Source organism: Mucilaginibacter sp. P25 (genome assembly GCF_050859465.1).
GTDB lineage: Bacteria > Bacteroidota > Bacteroidia > Sphingobacteriales > Sphingobacteriaceae > Mucilaginibacter > Mucilaginibacter gossypii.
On the sequence record NZ_CP193937.1, the window covers coordinates 95,561 to 112,498 of the forward strand.

Sequence of the window (16,938 nt, forward strand, 5' to 3'; positions counted from 1 at the left end):
AAATTAAGCAAACAGATCGGGCTTAAACAGCGGTGCTACCCGCTTTTTAGATGCCTGCTCATAAGCATATCCCAATTTTATGATGTCGCCCTCTTTGTAGGCTGTACTAAAAAACGATAACCCAACCGGCAGGCCATGGGCCAACCCCATGGGCACTGTAATATGCGGATACCCCGCCATAGCTGCAGGACCTGAAAAGCTAAAACCATTATCATAGTCGCCATTTACCAGGTCGATACATACAGCCGGGCCATTAGTGGTACCTATGATGGCATCAAGTTTATATTTGGCCAGCATATCGTCAATAACTTTACGGGTACCTGTATTGGTTTGCTTAACTGCGTCAAGATACTCCTTACTGTTCAGGTCACCTTTGGCTTGAGCTAACTCCATCGTTTCCTGTTTAAAGAAAGGCATTGCTTTAACCTCATTTTGCTTGTTAAAGGCAATTACATCGGCCAAGGTTTTTATTTTGCTGTTGGCGTTGCCAAAGTATTGATTAAGGCCGTCTTTAAATTCATAAAGCAGCACGGTAAATTCATTTTTGCCTATGGTTTTCAGCTCCTTGTTTAATTCTATCTCCACCACTTCGGCACCTTTACTTTTCAGGGTTTTGATGGCATCCTGTAATAATGCCACAACGGTTGGGTTATCATTAAGCGCAGATTTCTCAATCCCCAGGCGCTTACCCTGTAAACCATTAGCGTCTAAAAATTTGGTATAATCCGCCTCGATCCTGCCTTTACTACCAAGTGTTGCCAGGTCGAGCGTATCAATACCGGTAAGCGCTCCGAGTAATATGGCGGCGTCCTTAACTGTACGCGCCATTGGTCCGGCCGTGTCCTGCGTTTTGGAAATGGGGATTATACCCGACCGGCTCCACAAGCCCACAGTAGGCTTGATGCCTACTAACCCGTTAACCGATGCCGGTGAAACTATCGAGCCATTGGTTTCGGTACCGATGCCAATAACGCAAAGATTGGCTGCGACGGCGGTTCCGGTACCGGCACTTGAACCGCTGGGGTTCCTGTCTAAAATATAAGGACATTTGGTTTGCCCTCCCCTGCTGCTCCAGGCACTGGTTGAATGCGTTGAACGAAAGTTTGCCCACTCGCTTAAATTGGTCTTGCCCAATATCACCGCTCCCGCCTCGCGGAGCTTATGTACAATGAAGGCGTCCTGTTTAGCAAAATTATCGGCTAATGCCAATGAACCCGCTGTGGTATGCATATTATCGCCGGTGTTAATATTATCCTTGATCAGCACCGGTATACCATGCAGGAGTCCCCGCACTTTACCCTTTTCCCGCTCTCTGTCCATAGCATCGGCCATGTTCAGGGCATCTTTATTAAGCTCGATAACCGAGTTAAGCATAATTCCTTTTTTATCTATCTGATCAATGCGTTTCAGGTACAGCTCAGTAATCAGCCTTGCAGTAAACTGCTTGCTCTGCATTTTTTGCTGCAGATCGGTAATGGTTATTTCGCTCAGTTCAAATATATCGTCCTTACTGTTATCGGCAGCGGCAGTTTCATCAGCTTTATTTTCGGCAGATGGCTGATTGCAGGATGCCGCTACTAAAGTAGATATCGTTAACCCGACTAATGAACCGGTTTTGAGGAAATTTCTTCTGTGCATAACTGTTTAAATAAAGGCATTACAAATAACAAAATATTTAACTACTTTGAAAGGTGCGGGAGACGCAGATAGTTAAATGTTACATTGGGGTGGTAGATTATCATGTACGGAGAGAACCCTGCCACCCTGAGCTTGTCGAAGGGTCGCGCGCAGAGGCCCCATCCGCCATGCTTCGACAAGCTCAGCATGACACCCTATTTTTATTTATTTACCCTTATTTCGATATCATCCCCGATATCACATTAATACTCAAGGCGACAATAGCTGTATTAAATGCAAAAGAAATCAACCCGTGCAGCCAGGCCAGCCTGCGGATAGACCGGGCGGAAATCTCCACATCAGATACCTGGAACGTCATGCCTACAACAAATGAGAAATATACAAAATCGAGGTAATCCGGCTCTTTTTCATCACCCGGAAATTCAAGACCGCCGAGATGTTTGAGTTTTTTATCATCATCGGGATCTGTAGTATAATACATATGGGCATAACGCAAGGCGAATATAGTGTGTACCAGCCACCATGAAACAATAACCGATGCCATGGCCAATAAAACCCGCGCCGTCACAACCGCATCCGATTGGTTTTTTGTGGATAACAATAGAAATACTATTGCCAGCAAACTCATCATTGATGATACTATCACAAACAAAAATATCAGCGTGCGGCTTGAGTCTTCGATACTGGCTATTTTACGGATTTCGGCGGGGTTGGCCGTCAGAATAATGATCCAATCCATAATAATGATGCATAAACCAAATGCTATCCAGGTTACCAAAGCAACCGTTGGCACCGAAAAATGAGCCCAGGAGAAAAACAGTGTTATTGCTGCGGCCCCTAACGAGATCAGGAGGCGGTGATGAGCATCAAGACTAAAAAAGACTTTGGTTTTTGTTTTTTGAGGCATACAATTTAAGCTACACCATAAATATTATAATGTTTGATGTAGATTAAATGAAGATACTAAAAATCGTCTTCCTCAACAATCCAGGCCACACGGCCTACCTGCCCGTCATCCAGTTGTACTTTGATACCGCGTGAATGATACGCCGCGCTGGTTAACAGCCGTTTTACGAAACCCCTGGTCAGCGTACCTGTACGCTGGTCTTTTTTTAGTATGATGTCAACCTCAAGGCCGGGGTATATATCGCTTCTGTTTTGTCCATTCATGACCGTTGATTTATTTGATTACGTTGATTTCGCTGATTTTATTTTTTGATTTTTTTGATTGATATGATTTCACCGATTGAATAGATCGACAATAATCTTATCACAAAAACCAGGCAAATATCAATTTTTCGCAAGATAATCGGCTATAAAAGTTTTAACGCGTTCTTCGTTGCCATTGTCAAAACCATCAATTTTTTTACTACTATATTTTTATTATTAACCAGGTATACCTGTGGTATGAACCCCAAATTGTACTGTGCCTGTGCTTTAGAAAACACCTGCTGAGGTATGATGAGTTGCTGCCAGGGCATATCTTCAGCTTTCATAACTGGTAACCAGTTCTCTTTCTTTGCATCTATTGATACGCTAACAAATCTGATATCATCTTTATTAAATTGGGCTGCTATCCGCTTTAAGGAAGGGATTTCCTGGCGACATGGGCCGCACCAGCTTGCCCAGAATATCACCATATTTAACTTTTTTGTATTATCCACCAGGTTCACCGGCTTTTCATCAGCATCATTGAAAACGCTATTAGCAAACTGATTTTTATCTGCAGGCTGATTATCAATAAACCGTTTCAGTTTTTTCCCATAGTACGATGCTTTTGCTTCATCGCCAAAAGAGTTGAATAATTCTTTCAATTGGGAATGATCTAAGTAAAATCTAAAACCATGCAACGCAAGTAAACTCCAATAAGAGTCGGGATTCTGACTGATAATTTTTTTATCCTTTCTGCCTGCGCGGTTCTCCTAATACCATCTTTACTTATACGGATATAAGGCAGCGTTATATTCTTCAAAAACGACTCGGATCGTGGCCCACCTTTTAAGATCGCTCCTTCAGTTTTTGAGAGGTCTCCGGTTATTGTGGTTATTCCCGAACTTATAACAAAAAAAGTATACCTGGAATGATTTTTTGAAGGCTCATACGGATTGGCAACATCTATAAATTGCTGTTTTCCTTTTTCGTCGAGATAATTTAACTGAACAAGATCAGCAAAAAAGGGGTATCCCGTTTAAATCTAATTTCGAACTTTCCATCAGCAACTTTGGCAGAGTCTGTGGCTTTACTAAAAAATGAATAAGCGGGTTTGTAATATACCCATTTACTTTTAAGGCCTTTTATATCGCCTTTAATAATTACGGTATTATCATGTTTACAGGAAAACAGGCTGATAAGCATCAGCAGGATGATGTAATAAGGTTTTTTCATTGGTTTAGTATCAGGGTGTTTAAAAAATTCCTGATACTAAGATAACTACTTAACCAATCCTTTTATTGCCTGCTCTACTTTTCCGAAATCAAAATTATCGATCAGTTTATTAAACGAAGCCGAGATCTGCTCATTGCCCAAATTACCGATGCTACCCTCATGAGTATGGTTCACCGTTTTATCAGGGTTAAAATTGCCTGCTTCAATAGCCAAACCAATCTGTTTATAAGCATCGCGGAATGGTGTACCGCTCAGCGTTAAACGGTTCACTTCCTCTACACTAAACAGGTAAGCGTATTTGGCATCATCCAAAATATTCGTTTTAACAGTGATATTTTGCAGCATGAAAGTTGCCATTTGCAGGCAGTGCTTCAGGTCGGCAAAGGCAGGGAACAGTAATTCTTTTAATAGCTGTAGTTCGCGATGGTAACCCGATGGCAAGTTGGTGGTCATCATGGCTACATCGGTAGGCAGCGCTTGCAGACGATTACATTTGCCGCGCATAATTTCCCAAACATCAGGGTTTTTTTGTGAGGCATGATGCTGCTGCCGGTAGTTAATGCATCAGGATAGCTTACAAATGAAAAATTCTGGCTCAAGTACAGCGTTTGATCCATTGCCATTTTAGCCAGCGTAGCCGCAATGGTTGATATGGCCTGTGCTATGATCCGCTCGGTTTTACCACGGCCCATTTGTGCGTAAACAACATTGTAATTCAGGTTATCAAAACCTAAAAGCTGTGTAGTTAAAGTACGATTAAGCGGAAACGACGAGCCATAACCGGCAGCCGAACCCAGCGGATTTTTATTGGTAATGCGGTAAGCAGCCAAAACCAGTTCAAGGTCATCAACCAGGCTTTCGGCATAGGCGCCAAACCATAAGCCAAATGATGATGGCATGGCCACCTGCAGGTGGGTATAACCCGGCAATAAAACATCTTTATGTTTTTCACTCAATTCAATAAGCTGGCGGAACAAGGTTTCGGTGCTTTCAACAACTTCCTGCAACTGGTGACGGAAGAAAAGCTTTAGGTCGACCAAAACCTGGTCGTTACGTGAACGGCCGCTGTGGATCTTTTTACCGGCATCGCCAATACGCTGGGTAAGCAGCAACTCAACCTGTGAGTGTACATCTTCCACATGCTCGTCAATACGGAAACCGCCTTTGGCAATATCGGCGTAAATATTTTTCAACTCGCGTTGAACAAGCTCAAGGTCGGTGCTGTCCATCAGCCCAACGCTTTGCAGCATACGGGTATGGGCCAGTGACCCCAAAACATCAAACGCAGCCATTTGCTCATCAAATTCGCGGTCGCGACCAACAGTAAAGTTTTCAACCAGCTCGTTAACGTTGGTAGTTTTTTGCCATAGCTTGCTCATGGTGCAAATGTATAAATTATCTGAACCATGATTTATGGGATTTAAGGATTAGTAGGATTTTTTGTCTGAACCTGGATTAGGGGAATTTGTGGATACAAGCGCAACGCAGATTGTCTGAACTCGAATTTATTGAATTAATGATTTTTTTGAATTTGCTAATCATTCTGTTAATACCTTAATTCAATAAATTCGAGTTCAGACAAAAAATCAGCGAAATCAATGTAATCAAAAAAATCAACGGTCAGAATCCCGGTTCAGACAGTTCAGGATGCCAATCCCAATCTATCCGGTTAATATTGTTGATTGTGACAATATATCATAGTCATTTGCCAATAACGTACAAACCGCTATCTTAACCACATGAAACACCCTTTATGTAAGCCATTGCTTAGCATTGCCTTATCATTTTGCTTTTATTCGGTAACACATGCCCAAACGCCTGGGGCTGCAGGTCTTAAATCGGAATATCTTGTAAACCCGATCGGGATCGACAATGCCCATCCCCGTTTAACCTGGTTGATGAATGATAAAGCCCAGGGGGCAGCTCAGAGTGCCTACCAGCTTTATGTAGGTACTGATTCGGCTGCTGTTTCAGCAAGCAACGGCAGCGCATGGGCTACATCCAAAATTGCTTCATCAAATAATCTTATTATTTATAGTGGTCAACAACTAAAACCTTTTACTAAGTATTTCTGGAAGGTCCAGCTTTGGGACCGGGCAGGTAAAAAACTTGCCCCATCAGCTATAAATAGTTTTGAAACCGGTATGATGGGCATGCAAAACTGGAAAGGCTCATGGATCAGCGATAATAAAGGGATAGCAGTAAATCCCGCCCCCTATTTTCGCAATACATTTAAGGTAGCTAAACCAATCCGCTCAGCAAGGGCTTATATCGCGGTTGCCGGTCTGCATGAACTTTATATCAACGGTAAAAAGATCGGTAACCACCGCCTCGATCCTATGTATACCCGGTTCGACAGGCGCACACTCTACGTTTCGTACGATGTTACAGCTCAGTTGCAAAGCGGCAAAAATGCTGTGGGTGTGTTGTTAGGTAATGGTTGGTACAATCACCAAAGTACTGCGGTTTGGTTTTTTCACCAGGCGCCATGGCGTGCTCGCCCGGCGTTTTGCATGGACCTACGCATAACCTATACCGATGGCACAGTTGAAACCATAAAATCCGGCACCGACTGGAAAACTTCACTTAGTCCAATTGTTTTTAACAGCATTTATACCGCCGAGCATTACGATGGCAGGCTGGAACAACCGGGTTGGAACACCGCCAACTTTGACGACAGCAAATGGAAGCCAGTCATTAACCGTTCGGCCCCGTCCATGAACATTGTATCGCAGGCTATGCAGCCTATCCATGCGGTTGATACCATCAGTACCAAAAGCGTTACCAAAATTGACAGCGATATTTGGGTGTTTGATATGGGCCGAAATATTTCGGGCGTAAGCCAAATCACTGTTAAAGGTGATTCGGGCACAGTGATCCGTCTTAAACATGCTGAAAGGTTGAATAAAAACGGGCATGTTGATCAATCCAACATCGATCTGCATTATCGTCCAACTGATGATAAAGATCCATTCCAGACCGATATTTTCATTTTAGGCGGCAAGGGCGAAGAAACATTTTCACCCCGCTTTAATTACAAGGGATTTCAATATATTGAGGTAAGCAGCAGTAAACCTATCCAGATTAGCAAAGAAAACATCAAGGCATTTTTTATGCACAGCGATGTGGAACCCATTGGTACAGTGAAAGCATCAAACCAAACCATTAACCAAATCTGGACGGCTACCAACAATAGCTACCTCAGCAACTTGTTCGGCTATCCTACTGATTGTCCTCAACGCGAAAAAAACGGCTGGACAGGCGATGCCCATATTGCCAGCGAGACAGGTTTGTACAACTTTGACGGAATAACTGTTTACGAAAAATGGCTGGCCGATCATCGCGACGAACAGCAGCCAAACGGTGTATTGCCGTCCATTATCCCAACCGGTGGCTGGGGCTATGAATGGGGTAACGGGCCCGACTGGACCAGTACCATCGCCATCATCCCATATAATATTTATTTGTTTTATGGCGATAGCAAACTACTGGCCGATAACTATACAGCCATTGAAAAATACGTGAACCATATTGATGAGCTTTACCCAACCGGGCTTACCACCTGGGGCCTTGGCGATTGGGTACCGGTAAAGTCTGTTTCGCCTGTTGAACTTACTTCATCTGTTTATTACTATACCGATGCAAGTATATTGACCAAAGCAGCTAAAATATTAGGCAAGCAAGCCGATTATGTAAAATATTCGGCATTGGCCAATAAGATCAGGAACGCCATCAATGCTAAATATTTAGATACTACAACTGGCTTTTACGGCAACGGCTTGCAAACAGAACTAAGCGTGCCGCTTTACTGGGGTGTTGTGCCCGAAAACATGAAAAGCAAAGTTGCAGCTAACCTGGCCAAACGTGTTGAAGCTGATAATTTCCATCTGGATGTGGGGATATTAGGTGCTAAAGCCATTTTAAGTGCGCTAAGCGATAATGGTTACCCGGATGTGGCTTACAAAATAGCATCACAGGAAACCTTCCCATCATGGGGATGGTGGATGGTTAACGGCGCTACCACACTATATGAAAACTGGCAAATAGATGCCAAATCCGATATCTCCCTTAACCACATCATGTTTGGCGAAATCGGCGCATGGCTGTACAAAGGTATTGCAGGTATCCACCCTGATCCTGAACATCCCGGCTTTAAAAATGTATTGCTTCAGCCTCATTTTGTACCAAACCTAAATGAATTTACGGCTACCCATAAAGGGCCTTATGGTAACATTGTTTCATCGTGGCAACGCACCGGTAACAGTGTAACTTATAAAGTAAGCGTGCCTGCAAACTCAAGTGCAACAATTAGCTTCCCGGCTGGTAAAGTTTATCTTGCGGGCAAAGCAATCAACAACCCTGCGTTGTATAAAATAAATGCGGGCAGCTATGTGTTCGAGGTAAAATAATATCACCGCAAATGCCATAGTATTTTCATATTTTAATATCTGCGCATATCAAATGACCATTTACTGACAGGCCGGGGCAACCCCGGCCTGTTTTTGTATATAAATTTGTCACACCTTATTTACAATCACTGATACACCATGCGCAGGATACTTACTATCGTATTTTTATTATTTGTTGCCAAATTTGCCATGGCAGGCCCTGAAGAGCCATGGTCATTAAACACCGATAAGGAAGGCATCAGGGTTTATACCCGCCACATCCCCGATTCAAAAATCAAAGCCATTAAAGTAGAATGCACATTTAATGCCACTGCTGCTCAGTTGGTAGCTGTGCTTATGGATATTAAAACCTGCAGCGAGTGGGTTTATCACACCAAATCGGCTACCATTATTAAGCAGGTGTCGCCATCAGATATTTATTATTACTCGGAAGTAAACATACCATGGCCGGTGCATAACCGCGATTTCGTAGCGCATTTAAAGGTTACACAGGACCCTAAAACCAAAGTTGTCACTATTGACGCTCCGGTTATCTCAAACATGGTACCCGCGAAAGATGGCATTGTAAGGGTGGAAAATTCAACCGGCAAGTGGATTATTACTCCTGTTGATAGCTCCCATGTAAGTATTGTGTACACCCTGCACCTTGATCCCGGAGGATCTGTACCTGCATGGCTTATTAACATGTTTGCCGCACAAGGCCCTACCGAAAGTTTTAAAGGTTTAAAAAAACAATTGCAGAAACCGGCTTATAGGGATGTGAAGCTGGCATATGTGCAGTAGCTCCCCAGCCCCCTAAAGGGGGAGCGTTTAGCAACGAATTTATAATTGAAAACAAATTTCGCGTTAAGGATTGCAGCGGATACCCGCCTGTGACTAAAGCCTGCGCAGTATGAGCGGAAAGCCTGGCCGAATGCAACGCCCTAAATTCTGAACCGGGATTTTTAGGATTAAGAGATTTATTGGATTTTAATTGCGCCCTTTCAATTCACTCCACATTCAAAAATCCTGTCTTCCAAAAAATCCCCCAAATCCAGGTTCAGACAACTTGCAAATAAACGTCAGCATTTTGCAAATAAAATTGAAAACTCGTATCACACTTAGCTGTACTTTCGATGTTAGTATATAACCGTTTAATTTGCCGGCAGGATACCAAAGGATAGTTGTGCAAATTATAAACGTTAATATTGCTTTAACCAATAAAGTAAACGTGTAAACGATGAGAGTTGCCTTGTTTGTTCCTTGCTATGTTGACCAGTTTTACCCCAAAGCGGCTATTGCCACGCTGGAGTTACTGGAGAAACTTGGCTGTGAAGTCCACTACCCTAAAAATCAAACCTGCTGCGGACAGCCTATGGCCAATTCGGGCTATGAGCATTTAACCAGTGGCTGCAATAATTTATTTGTCGATAATTTTTCGGGATACGATTATATCGTTTGCCCTTCGGGGAGTTGCACCCTGCATATCAAAGAGCATTTATATGCCGATGGGAAAGAAGAACAGGCTACCGAGATCCGCAAAAAAGTTTATGAGCTTACTGAGTTTTTGGTTGATGTTTTAAAAGTAAAACAACTTTCGGCCAGTTTCCCTTACAAGGTTGGTTTACACCAGAGCTGCCATGGTTTGCGTGGTTTACGCATAGCCCAAATGAGTGAGCTTGTTGCCGAACCATTCAGCAAACCGGCCCAGTTACTGGATCTGGTGAATGGACTGGAACTGGTACCACTTAGCCGCCAGGATGATTGCTGCGGTTTTGGAGGAACGTTTTGTGTAGTCGAGGAGGCAGTGTCGGCCAAAATGGGGAAAGACCGTGTGGCCGATCACATATCGCACGGGGCACAGTACATCACCTCGGCCGATCTTTCGTGCCTGATGCACCTCGAAGGCATCCTGCGCCGTCAAAACAGCGATGTTAAAGTAATTCACGTAGCCGAAATTTTAAACCACAGCATGTAATGAGCACCGCAACTACCAAAGATCACCCGCATTTAGCTGCCGAATTTAACCGCGACGAGCCACGTGTAAACTGGCACGACGAAACCCTGTGGTGGGTACGTGCCAAACGGGACATTGCCGCTCATAAACTCCCCGAATGGGAACTGCTGCGCGAAACGGCATCACAAATAAAATTTAACGTACTCTCAAACCTGAGCACCTACCTGGAACAGTTTGAGGCTAACGCCATTAAAAATGGCATCATAGTACACTGGGCTGCAGACGCGGCTGAACATAACCAGATTGTACACAACCTGCTCGAGCAAAGGGGCATTACTAAAATGGTTAAAAGCAAGTCGATGCTTACCGAGGAATGCCATTTAAATGAATACCTGAAAGAACAGGGCATCGACGTAATTGACTCCGATCTCGGAGAGCGCATCGTACAGTTGGCCAATGAACCGCCAAGTCATATCGTACTGCCATGTATCCATAAAAAGAAAGAAGAAATAGGCGATATTTTCCACGAGCATTTAGGTTCGGCCAAAGGTGAATCAGACCCTAAAATATTGACTGAAACTGCCCGTCAACATTTACGCGAGGTGTTTTTAACCCGTCGCGCGGCGCTTACGGGGGTTAATTTTGCCGTGGCAGAAACCGGCGAGTTTGTGATTTGTACCAACGAGGGTAACGCCGACATGGGGGCGCACCTGGCTGAGATCCATATTGCGTCGATGGGTATTGAAAAGATCATCCCCGAAAGGAAGCATCTTGGTGTGTTTCTGCGCCTGCTTACCCGCAGCGCTACCGGCCAGCCAATTACTACTTACTCAAGCCATTTCAGCAAACCACAGGATGGTACCGAAATTCATATTGTTATTGTTGATAACGGGCGCAGCATTCAGTTGGGTCGCGAGGAGTTTCGCAATTCATTAAAATGTATCCGGTGCGGGGCTTGTATGAACACTTGTCCCGTTTACCGCAAAAGCGGCGGGCACAGCTACCATACTGCTGTCGCAGGGCCGATAGGCTCAATCCTCGCCCCTAACCTCGACATGAAAAAATATGCCGACCTGCCCTTTGCTTCTACTCTTTGCGGTTCGTGCAGCAATGTGTGCCCGGTTAAAATAGATATTCATGACCAGCTGTATAAATGGCGGCAGGTAATTGTTAAGGAAGGCTATTCGCCCAAAGCCAAAACTATGGCTATGAAGGCTATGGCTTTAACATTGGCCTCACCAACTTTATACCGTATGGGGGAAAAACCGGTCGACTGGTGTTTAAATATGCCCCATTTGCGGTAAATAATAAATTAAATCCCTGGTACAACCAACGCGAAATGCCAAAAGCACCCGATGAATCGTTTGGCGAATGGTATGCCAAAAGGAAAGGAGCAAAAAACTAATGAGTCGCGAAAAGATATTAGCCGCTGTAAAATTTAATCAGCCGGCAGCAAACCCGCTGCCTGATATGGAAGTGCTGAATACCTTAACCGATGTTAGAACAGACCTTGTGTCAAAATACAAAACCATAGCTACAGCAGGCGGCAGCTTTGTTTATGAGGTTAGCGGCTTTGATGAGATCAAAACCATCATCAACAATGAATTTAAACCCGGTGTAAAAATCATATCTGCCCTTAACGAACGGAGCGATTACATTTATGCAGAAAACGTGAAACACGAAGACGGCCACAACTTTGCCGATGTGGAGCTAACCGTACTTAGTACTAAACTTGGTGTTGCCGAAAACGGGGCCCTCTGGCTTACTGAAAAGGATATGGGTAGCCGGGTGTTGCCATTTATTGCCCAGCATCTGGCGGTAGTGATCGGTAAAGATGATTTTGTACCTACCATGGCGCAAGCTTACAAGGTAATTGTCGATGCTGATTATGGCTATGGCTCGTTTATCTCCGGCCCTTCAAAAACAGCGGATATTGAGCAGTCATTAGTGATTGGTGCGCATGGGCCAAGGAGTTTATCGGTTTTTATACTTTCGTAAAAACCACTTAAAAGTTCATGCCATTGCGAGCGCAGCGCGGCAATCGCACGAAAGCATATCCGCCCTGTATAGCATGCGATTGCTTCTGTCGTTCCTCCTCGCTATGACATTTTTTCTGCTCGTTACAAATGAGTGCAAATTTCTTCTATTCCTAAAAATCAACAATTTACAACAATGACAAATGAATGATACAAAAATATACCGATTGGTATATTTTTGTACTGTCAAAACTAAATGACACTCAACAACATGAAAATTTCACAAAATACAGTATTGATAACCGGCGGCAGCGCCGGAATAGGTTTTGAAATAGCTAAACAACTATCAGCTAAAAATAACCACGTAATTATTATAGGCCGCAACCAGGATCGCTTGGACAAAGCAGCCGCCCAATTACAAAATGTAACCGCTATTAAGGCCGATATCTCAAATGCAGATGATGTAGAGGCACTAACCGCAAAAGTGAAAAAAGATTTCCCTCAGCTAAATGTGGTGATCAATAACGCCGGTGCAGCTTCAATTAACGATCTGCTTACTACGCCCAACGTTTTTGAAAACGCACAAACTGAAATGTTTACCAACTATATTTCAGTAATCCGCCTTAACGAAAAACTGCTTCCGGTTTTACAGCAGCAAAGCGAAGCGGCTATCGTAAACGTATCATCAATAGTTGCCTTTTTGCCTGGCAAACAAACTGCTACCTACTCAGCAACTAAAGCCGCTCTGCACTCTTACACCATTTCATTGAGAGCTGCTTTAGAAGACACTAACATTAAAGTATTTGAGCTAATGCCTCCATTGGTCGATACCGAATTTTCGGCAGAAATTGGCGGACATAACGGTATCCCGGCGTCGCAGGTTGCTGATGAATTTGTAGCAGGCTTTGAAACCGACAACTTTGAGATCCGCGTTGGTGGTACCGAACCATTCTACCGTCTGTTCCTGTCAAACCCAGCCGAAGCTTTAAAAGCTCTGCACCAGAGATAATTTCTGGTTTAGTTTTTTTGTCATAAAAAATACCGATTGGTATTTTTTATGACAATTATTAGTTTCTAACTCATACTTCAATGAAAAAAGCATCCTAATCATTACCGTTATAGCAGCCGCTATTATGGAACTGATAGATACCTCAATAGTAAATGTTGCCCTTTCGCATATGAGCGGTAACCTTGGCGCCACGCTCGAAGATACTTCCTGGGTGATAACCGCCTACGCTATAGCGAATATCATCGTAATCCCGATGACCAGCTTTTTAACCACCAAGCTTGGCCGTCGTAATTATTATATCGGTTCAATCATCGCGTTTACTTTCTTTTCGGCCATGTGTGGACTATCGTCAAACATATGGACACTGGTTGCTTTTCGCTTTTTACAGGGCATTGGCGGTGGCGCGCTGTTATCAGTATCTCAAGCCATTGTGTTTGAAGTTTATGGTAAAGACCGCGTAGGTATAGCCAGCGCGCTATTTGGCGTAGGTGTATTTCTAGGTCCAACCATCGGCCCTACCCTGGGTGGGTTCATTACCGAAAATTATAGCTGGCCATGGATCTTTTACATCAACATCCCAATCGGTATTGCTGTAACCATATCAAGTTTATTGCTGGTTACCGAACCGGAGATCAAAGCCAAAGTAAAAAGTGTGGACTGGTGGGGCATCCTTCTGCTGATTATAGGCATCGGCTCGCTTCAAACTGTATTAGAACGCGGTGAAACTGACGACTGGTTTGCCGCCGGTTACATTATAGTGCTTACTATAATAGCCATTATAAGTCTTAGTACTTTCATTTGGTGGGAGCTTACAACCCCTAACCCGGTTATTGATCTACGGGTACTGAGAAGCAAGTCGCTCGCTGTAGCGGCTATACTGACATTTGTAACCGGGTTTGGCTTGTTTACGTCTGTATTCCTCACACCTGTGCTTGCCCAAAGAGTGCTCCTGTTCCCGCCAACTATTACGGGGCTTATTCTGTTGCCAGGCGCGGTACTGGCCATTGTGGGCTTGTTATTTTCGGCCACATTGTTAAAAAAAGGTGTATCTCCGTTGATCATCATTACTGCGGGGTTCGTTATCTTCATCAGCTTTACCTGGCAAATGTCGCACATGAATCTGGAGGCAGCGCCTGGTGATTTGGTTGGCCCACTAATTTACCGTGCCATGGGTATTGCCTTATTAACCGTACCCCTTACCGCTTTAGCAGTATCGGGGCTCGAACCTAAAGACATTCCACAGGGAACTGCTTTAAATAATATGATGCGGCAGTTAGGTGGTTCATTTGGTATCGCCGTAATTAATACATATGTAGCCCAACGTTTCGGATTACACCGCAATGACCTGTTATCCAATATCAATATTTTCAATGATCAAACTACAGCAAGGATCGCCAAGCTTAGCAACTATTTCAGCAGCCGGGGTTTTTCATCATTTGACGCTCATAAAAAGGCCATTGCGGTTATTGATAATACCATTAACAGGCAATCATTTTTATTAAGTTACCTGGATGCCTACCTACTTTCGGGTTTGATATTTTTACTGGCTATGCCGCTCTTATTCCTTGTTATCAACCGTAAAAAACAAGCCCGGGCTGTTGTTATCATAAATGACCACTAATTAAATACCAATTGGTATATTTGTAATATGGAAAACGAATTGTCAAAAGCCGAACGTACACGTCAATTCATTATTGAGCGTACCTCACCCGTGTTCAATAAAAGGGGTATGCCGGCACATCCCTTTCCGACCTTACCGAAGCTACCGGACTAACCAAAGGCAGTATTTACGGTAATTTTAAAAACAAGGAAGAAGTAGCTGCCGAAGTATTTGAATACAACTCGGGCAAGGTGCGCAAGCAGATCCAGGAACGGATTCAGCGGGCCACCAGCTATCATGATAAATTATTGGTTTATGCCCAGGTATACCACAGTTTTACCCGGGGTGATTTTATTCCCGGTGGTTGCCCTATCCTGAATACCGCTGTTGATGCCGACGATACTAACCCATTATTGAAAGATAAAGCTGCCAGGGCAGTGATCCGCTGGAAAACGGGTATTGAAAACCTCATTAAGGCAGGCATTGAAGCAGGGGAACTGAAGCCTGATATTAATACTACAGAAACGGCCTTAAGCATGATAGCGCTTATTGAGGGCGGTATCATGATCTCAAAAGTGACAGATTCTCCTGCAAATTTGGATATCATTTTGGCATCTGTTCATAACCTCGTAGATAACCTGAAGCTGTAAATAATAACTATATCTTAGAGCTACAGGTTGTTACTTGATTGTTACAATAATTGGATATAACTTTGAAAACAAAAGAAACGCTCCCCGTGTTATCTTCTTTACCAATTATTAATTATGTCGAAAAAGATCTTGATCCTTGATGATAGCGAGGATATTTTGGAAGTGATGAAAGATGCTCTGGAAATGGAGCACTATGAAGTTGAGGTACTGAATTATACTGATGACATATGCAAGGCGGCGCTATCAGCCAATGCCGACCTTGTGATTTTGGATTACATTTTATTCGGTATAAACGGTGGTGAACTTTGCCATATGCTAAAAACCAACCCTGCGACTGCGCACATCCCGGTGGTGATGGTATCGGCTTATCCGCGTGTGCTGGAATCCTTAGGCAATTATGGCTCCGATGCTTTTATTGCCAAGCCTTTTAACCTGAGCGACGTTATTGACACGGTTAACCATTGCTTTTTAACGGCCGGCGATGATGTGGCTCATATGGCCTGAGATTTTCTGCTTGAGGATTTTAAACTTACGAAGTTTTGAAAACTTCGTAAGTTTTCCTCTCCGCTCTATTTCATACTTTATCTAAACAAATCAAAACTATACTGCGCTACGCTCCAAAACTCATCAAGCGCAATGATGCGGGGTTTAAAAAAGAAATCAATGCAGGCCAGTCTTCCTGCTTAAATACGCTTACATGGGGTAGGGTTTTAATAACGCGGCTCACTGTTTTACCATACTCATCGGTAGTATGCAAATCCCAGTCCCATTCCTCCTCAAGCTGGCTGCTCAGGACATTCTTTAGCTCAACAAACTGATCAAACATCAATTGCTGGATATCAGCATCGGGATGGTTCATTTCAATGGCTATAAAAGCAGATTTTTTATCAGCCTCCATTTTAAAATACAGATACTTGATACCTGTTTTATAGTTAACCCAGTTAGTGCGCAGGCCATCGGCCGAAAGCTGGGGCTTGAGGTATTGCCCAAACGCTGTCCAGAACGCCTGTTTTAGTTGAGTTGCCTGTTCTTTTGAGTACAATTTACCGGGATTGGTGAGGGGCAAAAGTAAGGTTTTTAAAATAAACCGTCATCCTGAGTTTGAAACAGGGTGAACGTTGAAGGCGATATAACAAAGGAAGGGCTGTCAGTCTGAGCCTGTCGAAGACTCGTGCGCAGAGGCCTTGCCCACCATGCTTCGACAGGCTACCCATGACACCCAATTTTAATCTTTTCGCATGTGACCTTCGAAAGACGCACGCTGACACCCCAAGCATAACGCTTTTAATGACTTTCTTCTAACCTTCTTATTACTTATTAAACCCTATCTTTACC

At 43.6% G+C, this 16,938-nt stretch carries 15 protein-coding genes and 2 pseudogenes; 10 read left to right on the forward strand and 7 right to left on the reverse strand.

Going from position 1 to position 16,938, the window contains the following annotated elements; genetic code table 11:
* Nucleotides 1–3 precede the first annotated feature (3 nt).
* From ACRQ5D_RS00440 to argH, 6 genes and pseudogenes are all read right to left on the reverse strand, one after another.
* Complete coding sequence (locus ACRQ5D_RS00440) at nucleotides 4–1,638, reverse strand: amidase (protein WP_432328287.1); 1,635 nt, start codon at nucleotides 1,636–1,638, stop codon at nucleotides 4–6.
* A gap of 214 nt (nucleotides 1,639–1,852) precedes the next feature.
* Entirely contained in the window at nucleotides 1,853–2,545 is a 693-nt protein-coding gene (locus tag ACRQ5D_RS00445; RefSeq protein WP_432328289.1) for a DUF1345 domain-containing protein, read from the reverse strand.
* 56 nt (nucleotides 2,546–2,601) lie between these two features.
* On the reverse strand, nucleotides 2,602–2,808 hold the full coding sequence (locus tag ACRQ5D_RS00450; RefSeq protein WP_091211944.1) for a YwbE family protein: 207 nt from the start codon (nucleotides 2,806–2,808) through the stop codon (nucleotides 2,602–2,604).
* A gap of 143 nt (nucleotides 2,809–2,951) precedes the next feature.
* Nucleotides 2,952–3,452 carry a TlpA family protein disulfide reductase gene (locus ACRQ5D_RS00455; RefSeq protein ID WP_432328291.1) on the reverse strand — a complete coding sequence of 167 codons (501 nt, stop codon included), beginning with the start codon at nucleotides 3,450–3,452 and terminating at the stop codon, nucleotides 2,952–2,954.
* Between the two features lie 337 nt (nucleotides 3,453–3,789).
* Nucleotides 3,790–4,023, reverse strand: a complete 234-nt coding sequence (locus ACRQ5D_RS00460) for a DUF4369 domain-containing protein (RefSeq protein ID WP_432328293.1) — start codon at nucleotides 4,021–4,023, stop codon at nucleotides 3,790–3,792.
* Nucleotides 4,024–4,068: 45 nt separating this feature from the next.
* A pseudogene (argH, locus tag ACRQ5D_RS00465) lies at nucleotides 4,069–5,402 on the reverse strand (argininosuccinate lyase).
* Nucleotides 5,403–5,762: 360 nt separating this feature from the next.
* Here argH and ACRQ5D_RS00470 point away from each other — a divergent pair.
* The 10 genes and pseudogenes from ACRQ5D_RS00470 to ACRQ5D_RS00515 all read left to right on the forward strand — a co-directional run bounded on the left by ACRQ5D_RS00470 (nucleotide 5,763) and on the right by ACRQ5D_RS00515 (nucleotide 16,107).
* Entirely contained in the window at nucleotides 5,763–8,432 is a 2,670-nt protein-coding gene (locus ACRQ5D_RS00470; RefSeq protein WP_432328295.1) for a family 78 glycoside hydrolase catalytic domain, read from the forward strand.
* 138 nt (nucleotides 8,433–8,570) lie between these two features.
* Nucleotides 8,571–9,215, forward strand: coding sequence for an START domain-containing protein (locus ACRQ5D_RS00475; protein WP_432328297.1), 645 nt, complete (start codon nucleotides 8,571–8,573; stop codon nucleotides 9,213–9,215).
* Nucleotides 9,216–9,651: 436 nt separating this feature from the next.
* Entirely contained in the window at nucleotides 9,652–10,389 is a 738-nt protein-coding gene (locus ACRQ5D_RS00480; protein WP_091175024.1) for a (Fe-S)-binding protein, read from the forward strand.
* A pseudogene (locus tag ACRQ5D_RS00485) lies at nucleotides 10,389–11,773 on the forward strand (lactate utilization protein B). The gene ACRQ5D_RS00480 and the pseudogene ACRQ5D_RS00485 overlap by 1 nt, the downstream one beginning before the upstream one ends.
* Nucleotides 11,773–12,366, forward strand: coding sequence for a LutC/YkgG family protein (locus ACRQ5D_RS00490; RefSeq protein WP_432328299.1), 594 nt, complete (start codon nucleotides 11,773–11,775; stop codon nucleotides 12,364–12,366). The pseudogene ACRQ5D_RS00485 and the gene ACRQ5D_RS00490 overlap by 1 nt, the downstream one beginning before the upstream one ends.
* 249 nt (nucleotides 12,367–12,615) lie before the next feature.
* Nucleotides 12,616–13,353, forward strand: a complete 738-nt coding sequence (locus ACRQ5D_RS00495) for an SDR family oxidoreductase (protein WP_091175018.1) — start codon at nucleotides 12,616–12,618, stop codon at nucleotides 13,351–13,353.
* 100 nt (nucleotides 13,354–13,453) lie between these two features.
* Entirely contained in the window at nucleotides 13,454–14,974 is a 1,521-nt protein-coding gene (locus tag ACRQ5D_RS00500) for an MDR family MFS transporter (RefSeq protein ID WP_431200921.1), read from the forward strand.
* 27 nt (nucleotides 14,975–15,001) lie between these two features.
* On the forward strand, nucleotides 15,002–15,127 hold the full coding sequence (locus tag ACRQ5D_RS00505; protein ID WP_432328301.1) for a hypothetical protein: 126 nt from the start codon (nucleotides 15,002–15,004) through the stop codon (nucleotides 15,125–15,127).
* Nucleotides 15,128–15,204: 77 nt separating this feature from the next.
* Nucleotides 15,205–15,603, forward strand: a complete 399-nt coding sequence (locus ACRQ5D_RS00510) for a TetR family transcriptional regulator C-terminal domain-containing protein (RefSeq protein WP_432328303.1) — start codon at nucleotides 15,205–15,207, stop codon at nucleotides 15,601–15,603.
* Nucleotides 15,604–15,717: 114 nt separating this feature from the next.
* Nucleotides 15,718–16,107 (forward strand): response regulator, encoded by a 390-nt coding sequence (locus ACRQ5D_RS00515; RefSeq protein ID WP_091175012.1) that lies wholly within the window; start codon nucleotides 15,718–15,720, stop codon nucleotides 16,105–16,107.
* Nucleotides 16,108–16,213: 106 nt separating this feature from the next.
* On the opposite strand, the gene ACRQ5D_RS00520 is transcribed toward ACRQ5D_RS00515, so the two are convergent.
* The gene (locus tag ACRQ5D_RS00520) at nucleotides 16,214–16,669 is read right to left on the reverse strand and encodes a DUF4268 domain-containing protein (RefSeq protein ID WP_431198938.1); all 456 of its coding nucleotides are present in this window, start codon (nucleotides 16,667–16,669) and stop codon (nucleotides 16,214–16,216) included.
* Nucleotides 16,670–16,938: the final 269 nt, after the last annotated feature.

Excerpts from the sequence above, each read along its gene's own strand:
- ACRQ5D_RS00480 (WP_091175024.1), top strand. The coding sequence starts at position 9,652 with ATGAGAGTTGCCTTGTTTGTTCCTTGCTATGTTGACCAGTTTTACCCC.
- ACRQ5D_RS00460 (WP_432328293.1), bottom strand. The coding sequence starts at position 4,023 with ATGAAAAAACCTTATTACATCATCCTGCTGATGCTTATCAGCCTGTTT.
- ACRQ5D_RS00495 (WP_091175018.1), top strand. The coding sequence starts at position 12,616 with ATGAAAATTTCACAAAATACAGTATTGATAACCGGCGGCAGCGCCGGA.
- ACRQ5D_RS00445 (WP_432328289.1), bottom strand. The coding sequence starts at position 2,545 with ATGCCTCAAAAAACAAAAACCAAAGTCTTTTTTAGTCTTGATGCTCAT.
- ACRQ5D_RS00490 (WP_432328299.1), top strand. The coding sequence starts at position 11,773 with ATGAGTCGCGAAAAGATATTAGCCGCTGTAAAATTTAATCAGCCGGCA.
- ACRQ5D_RS00505 (WP_432328301.1), top strand. The coding sequence starts at position 15,002 with ATGGAAAACGAATTGTCAAAAGCCGAACGTACACGTCAATTCATTATT.
- ACRQ5D_RS00440 (WP_432328287.1), bottom strand. The coding sequence starts at position 1,638 with ATGCACAGAAGAAATTTCCTCAAAACCGGTTCATTAGTCGGGTTAACG.
- ACRQ5D_RS00470 (WP_432328295.1), top strand. The coding sequence starts at position 5,763 with ATGAAACACCCTTTATGTAAGCCATTGCTTAGCATTGCCTTATCATTT.
- ACRQ5D_RS00450 (WP_091211944.1), bottom strand. The coding sequence starts at position 2,808 with ATGAATGGACAAAACAGAAGCGATATATACCCCGGCCTTGAGGTTGAC.
- ACRQ5D_RS00475 (WP_432328297.1), top strand. The coding sequence starts at position 8,571 with ATGCGCAGGATACTTACTATCGTATTTTTATTATTTGTTGCCAAATTT.
- ACRQ5D_RS00515 (WP_091175012.1), top strand. The coding sequence starts at position 15,718 with ATGTCGAAAAAGATCTTGATCCTTGATGATAGCGAGGATATTTTGGAA.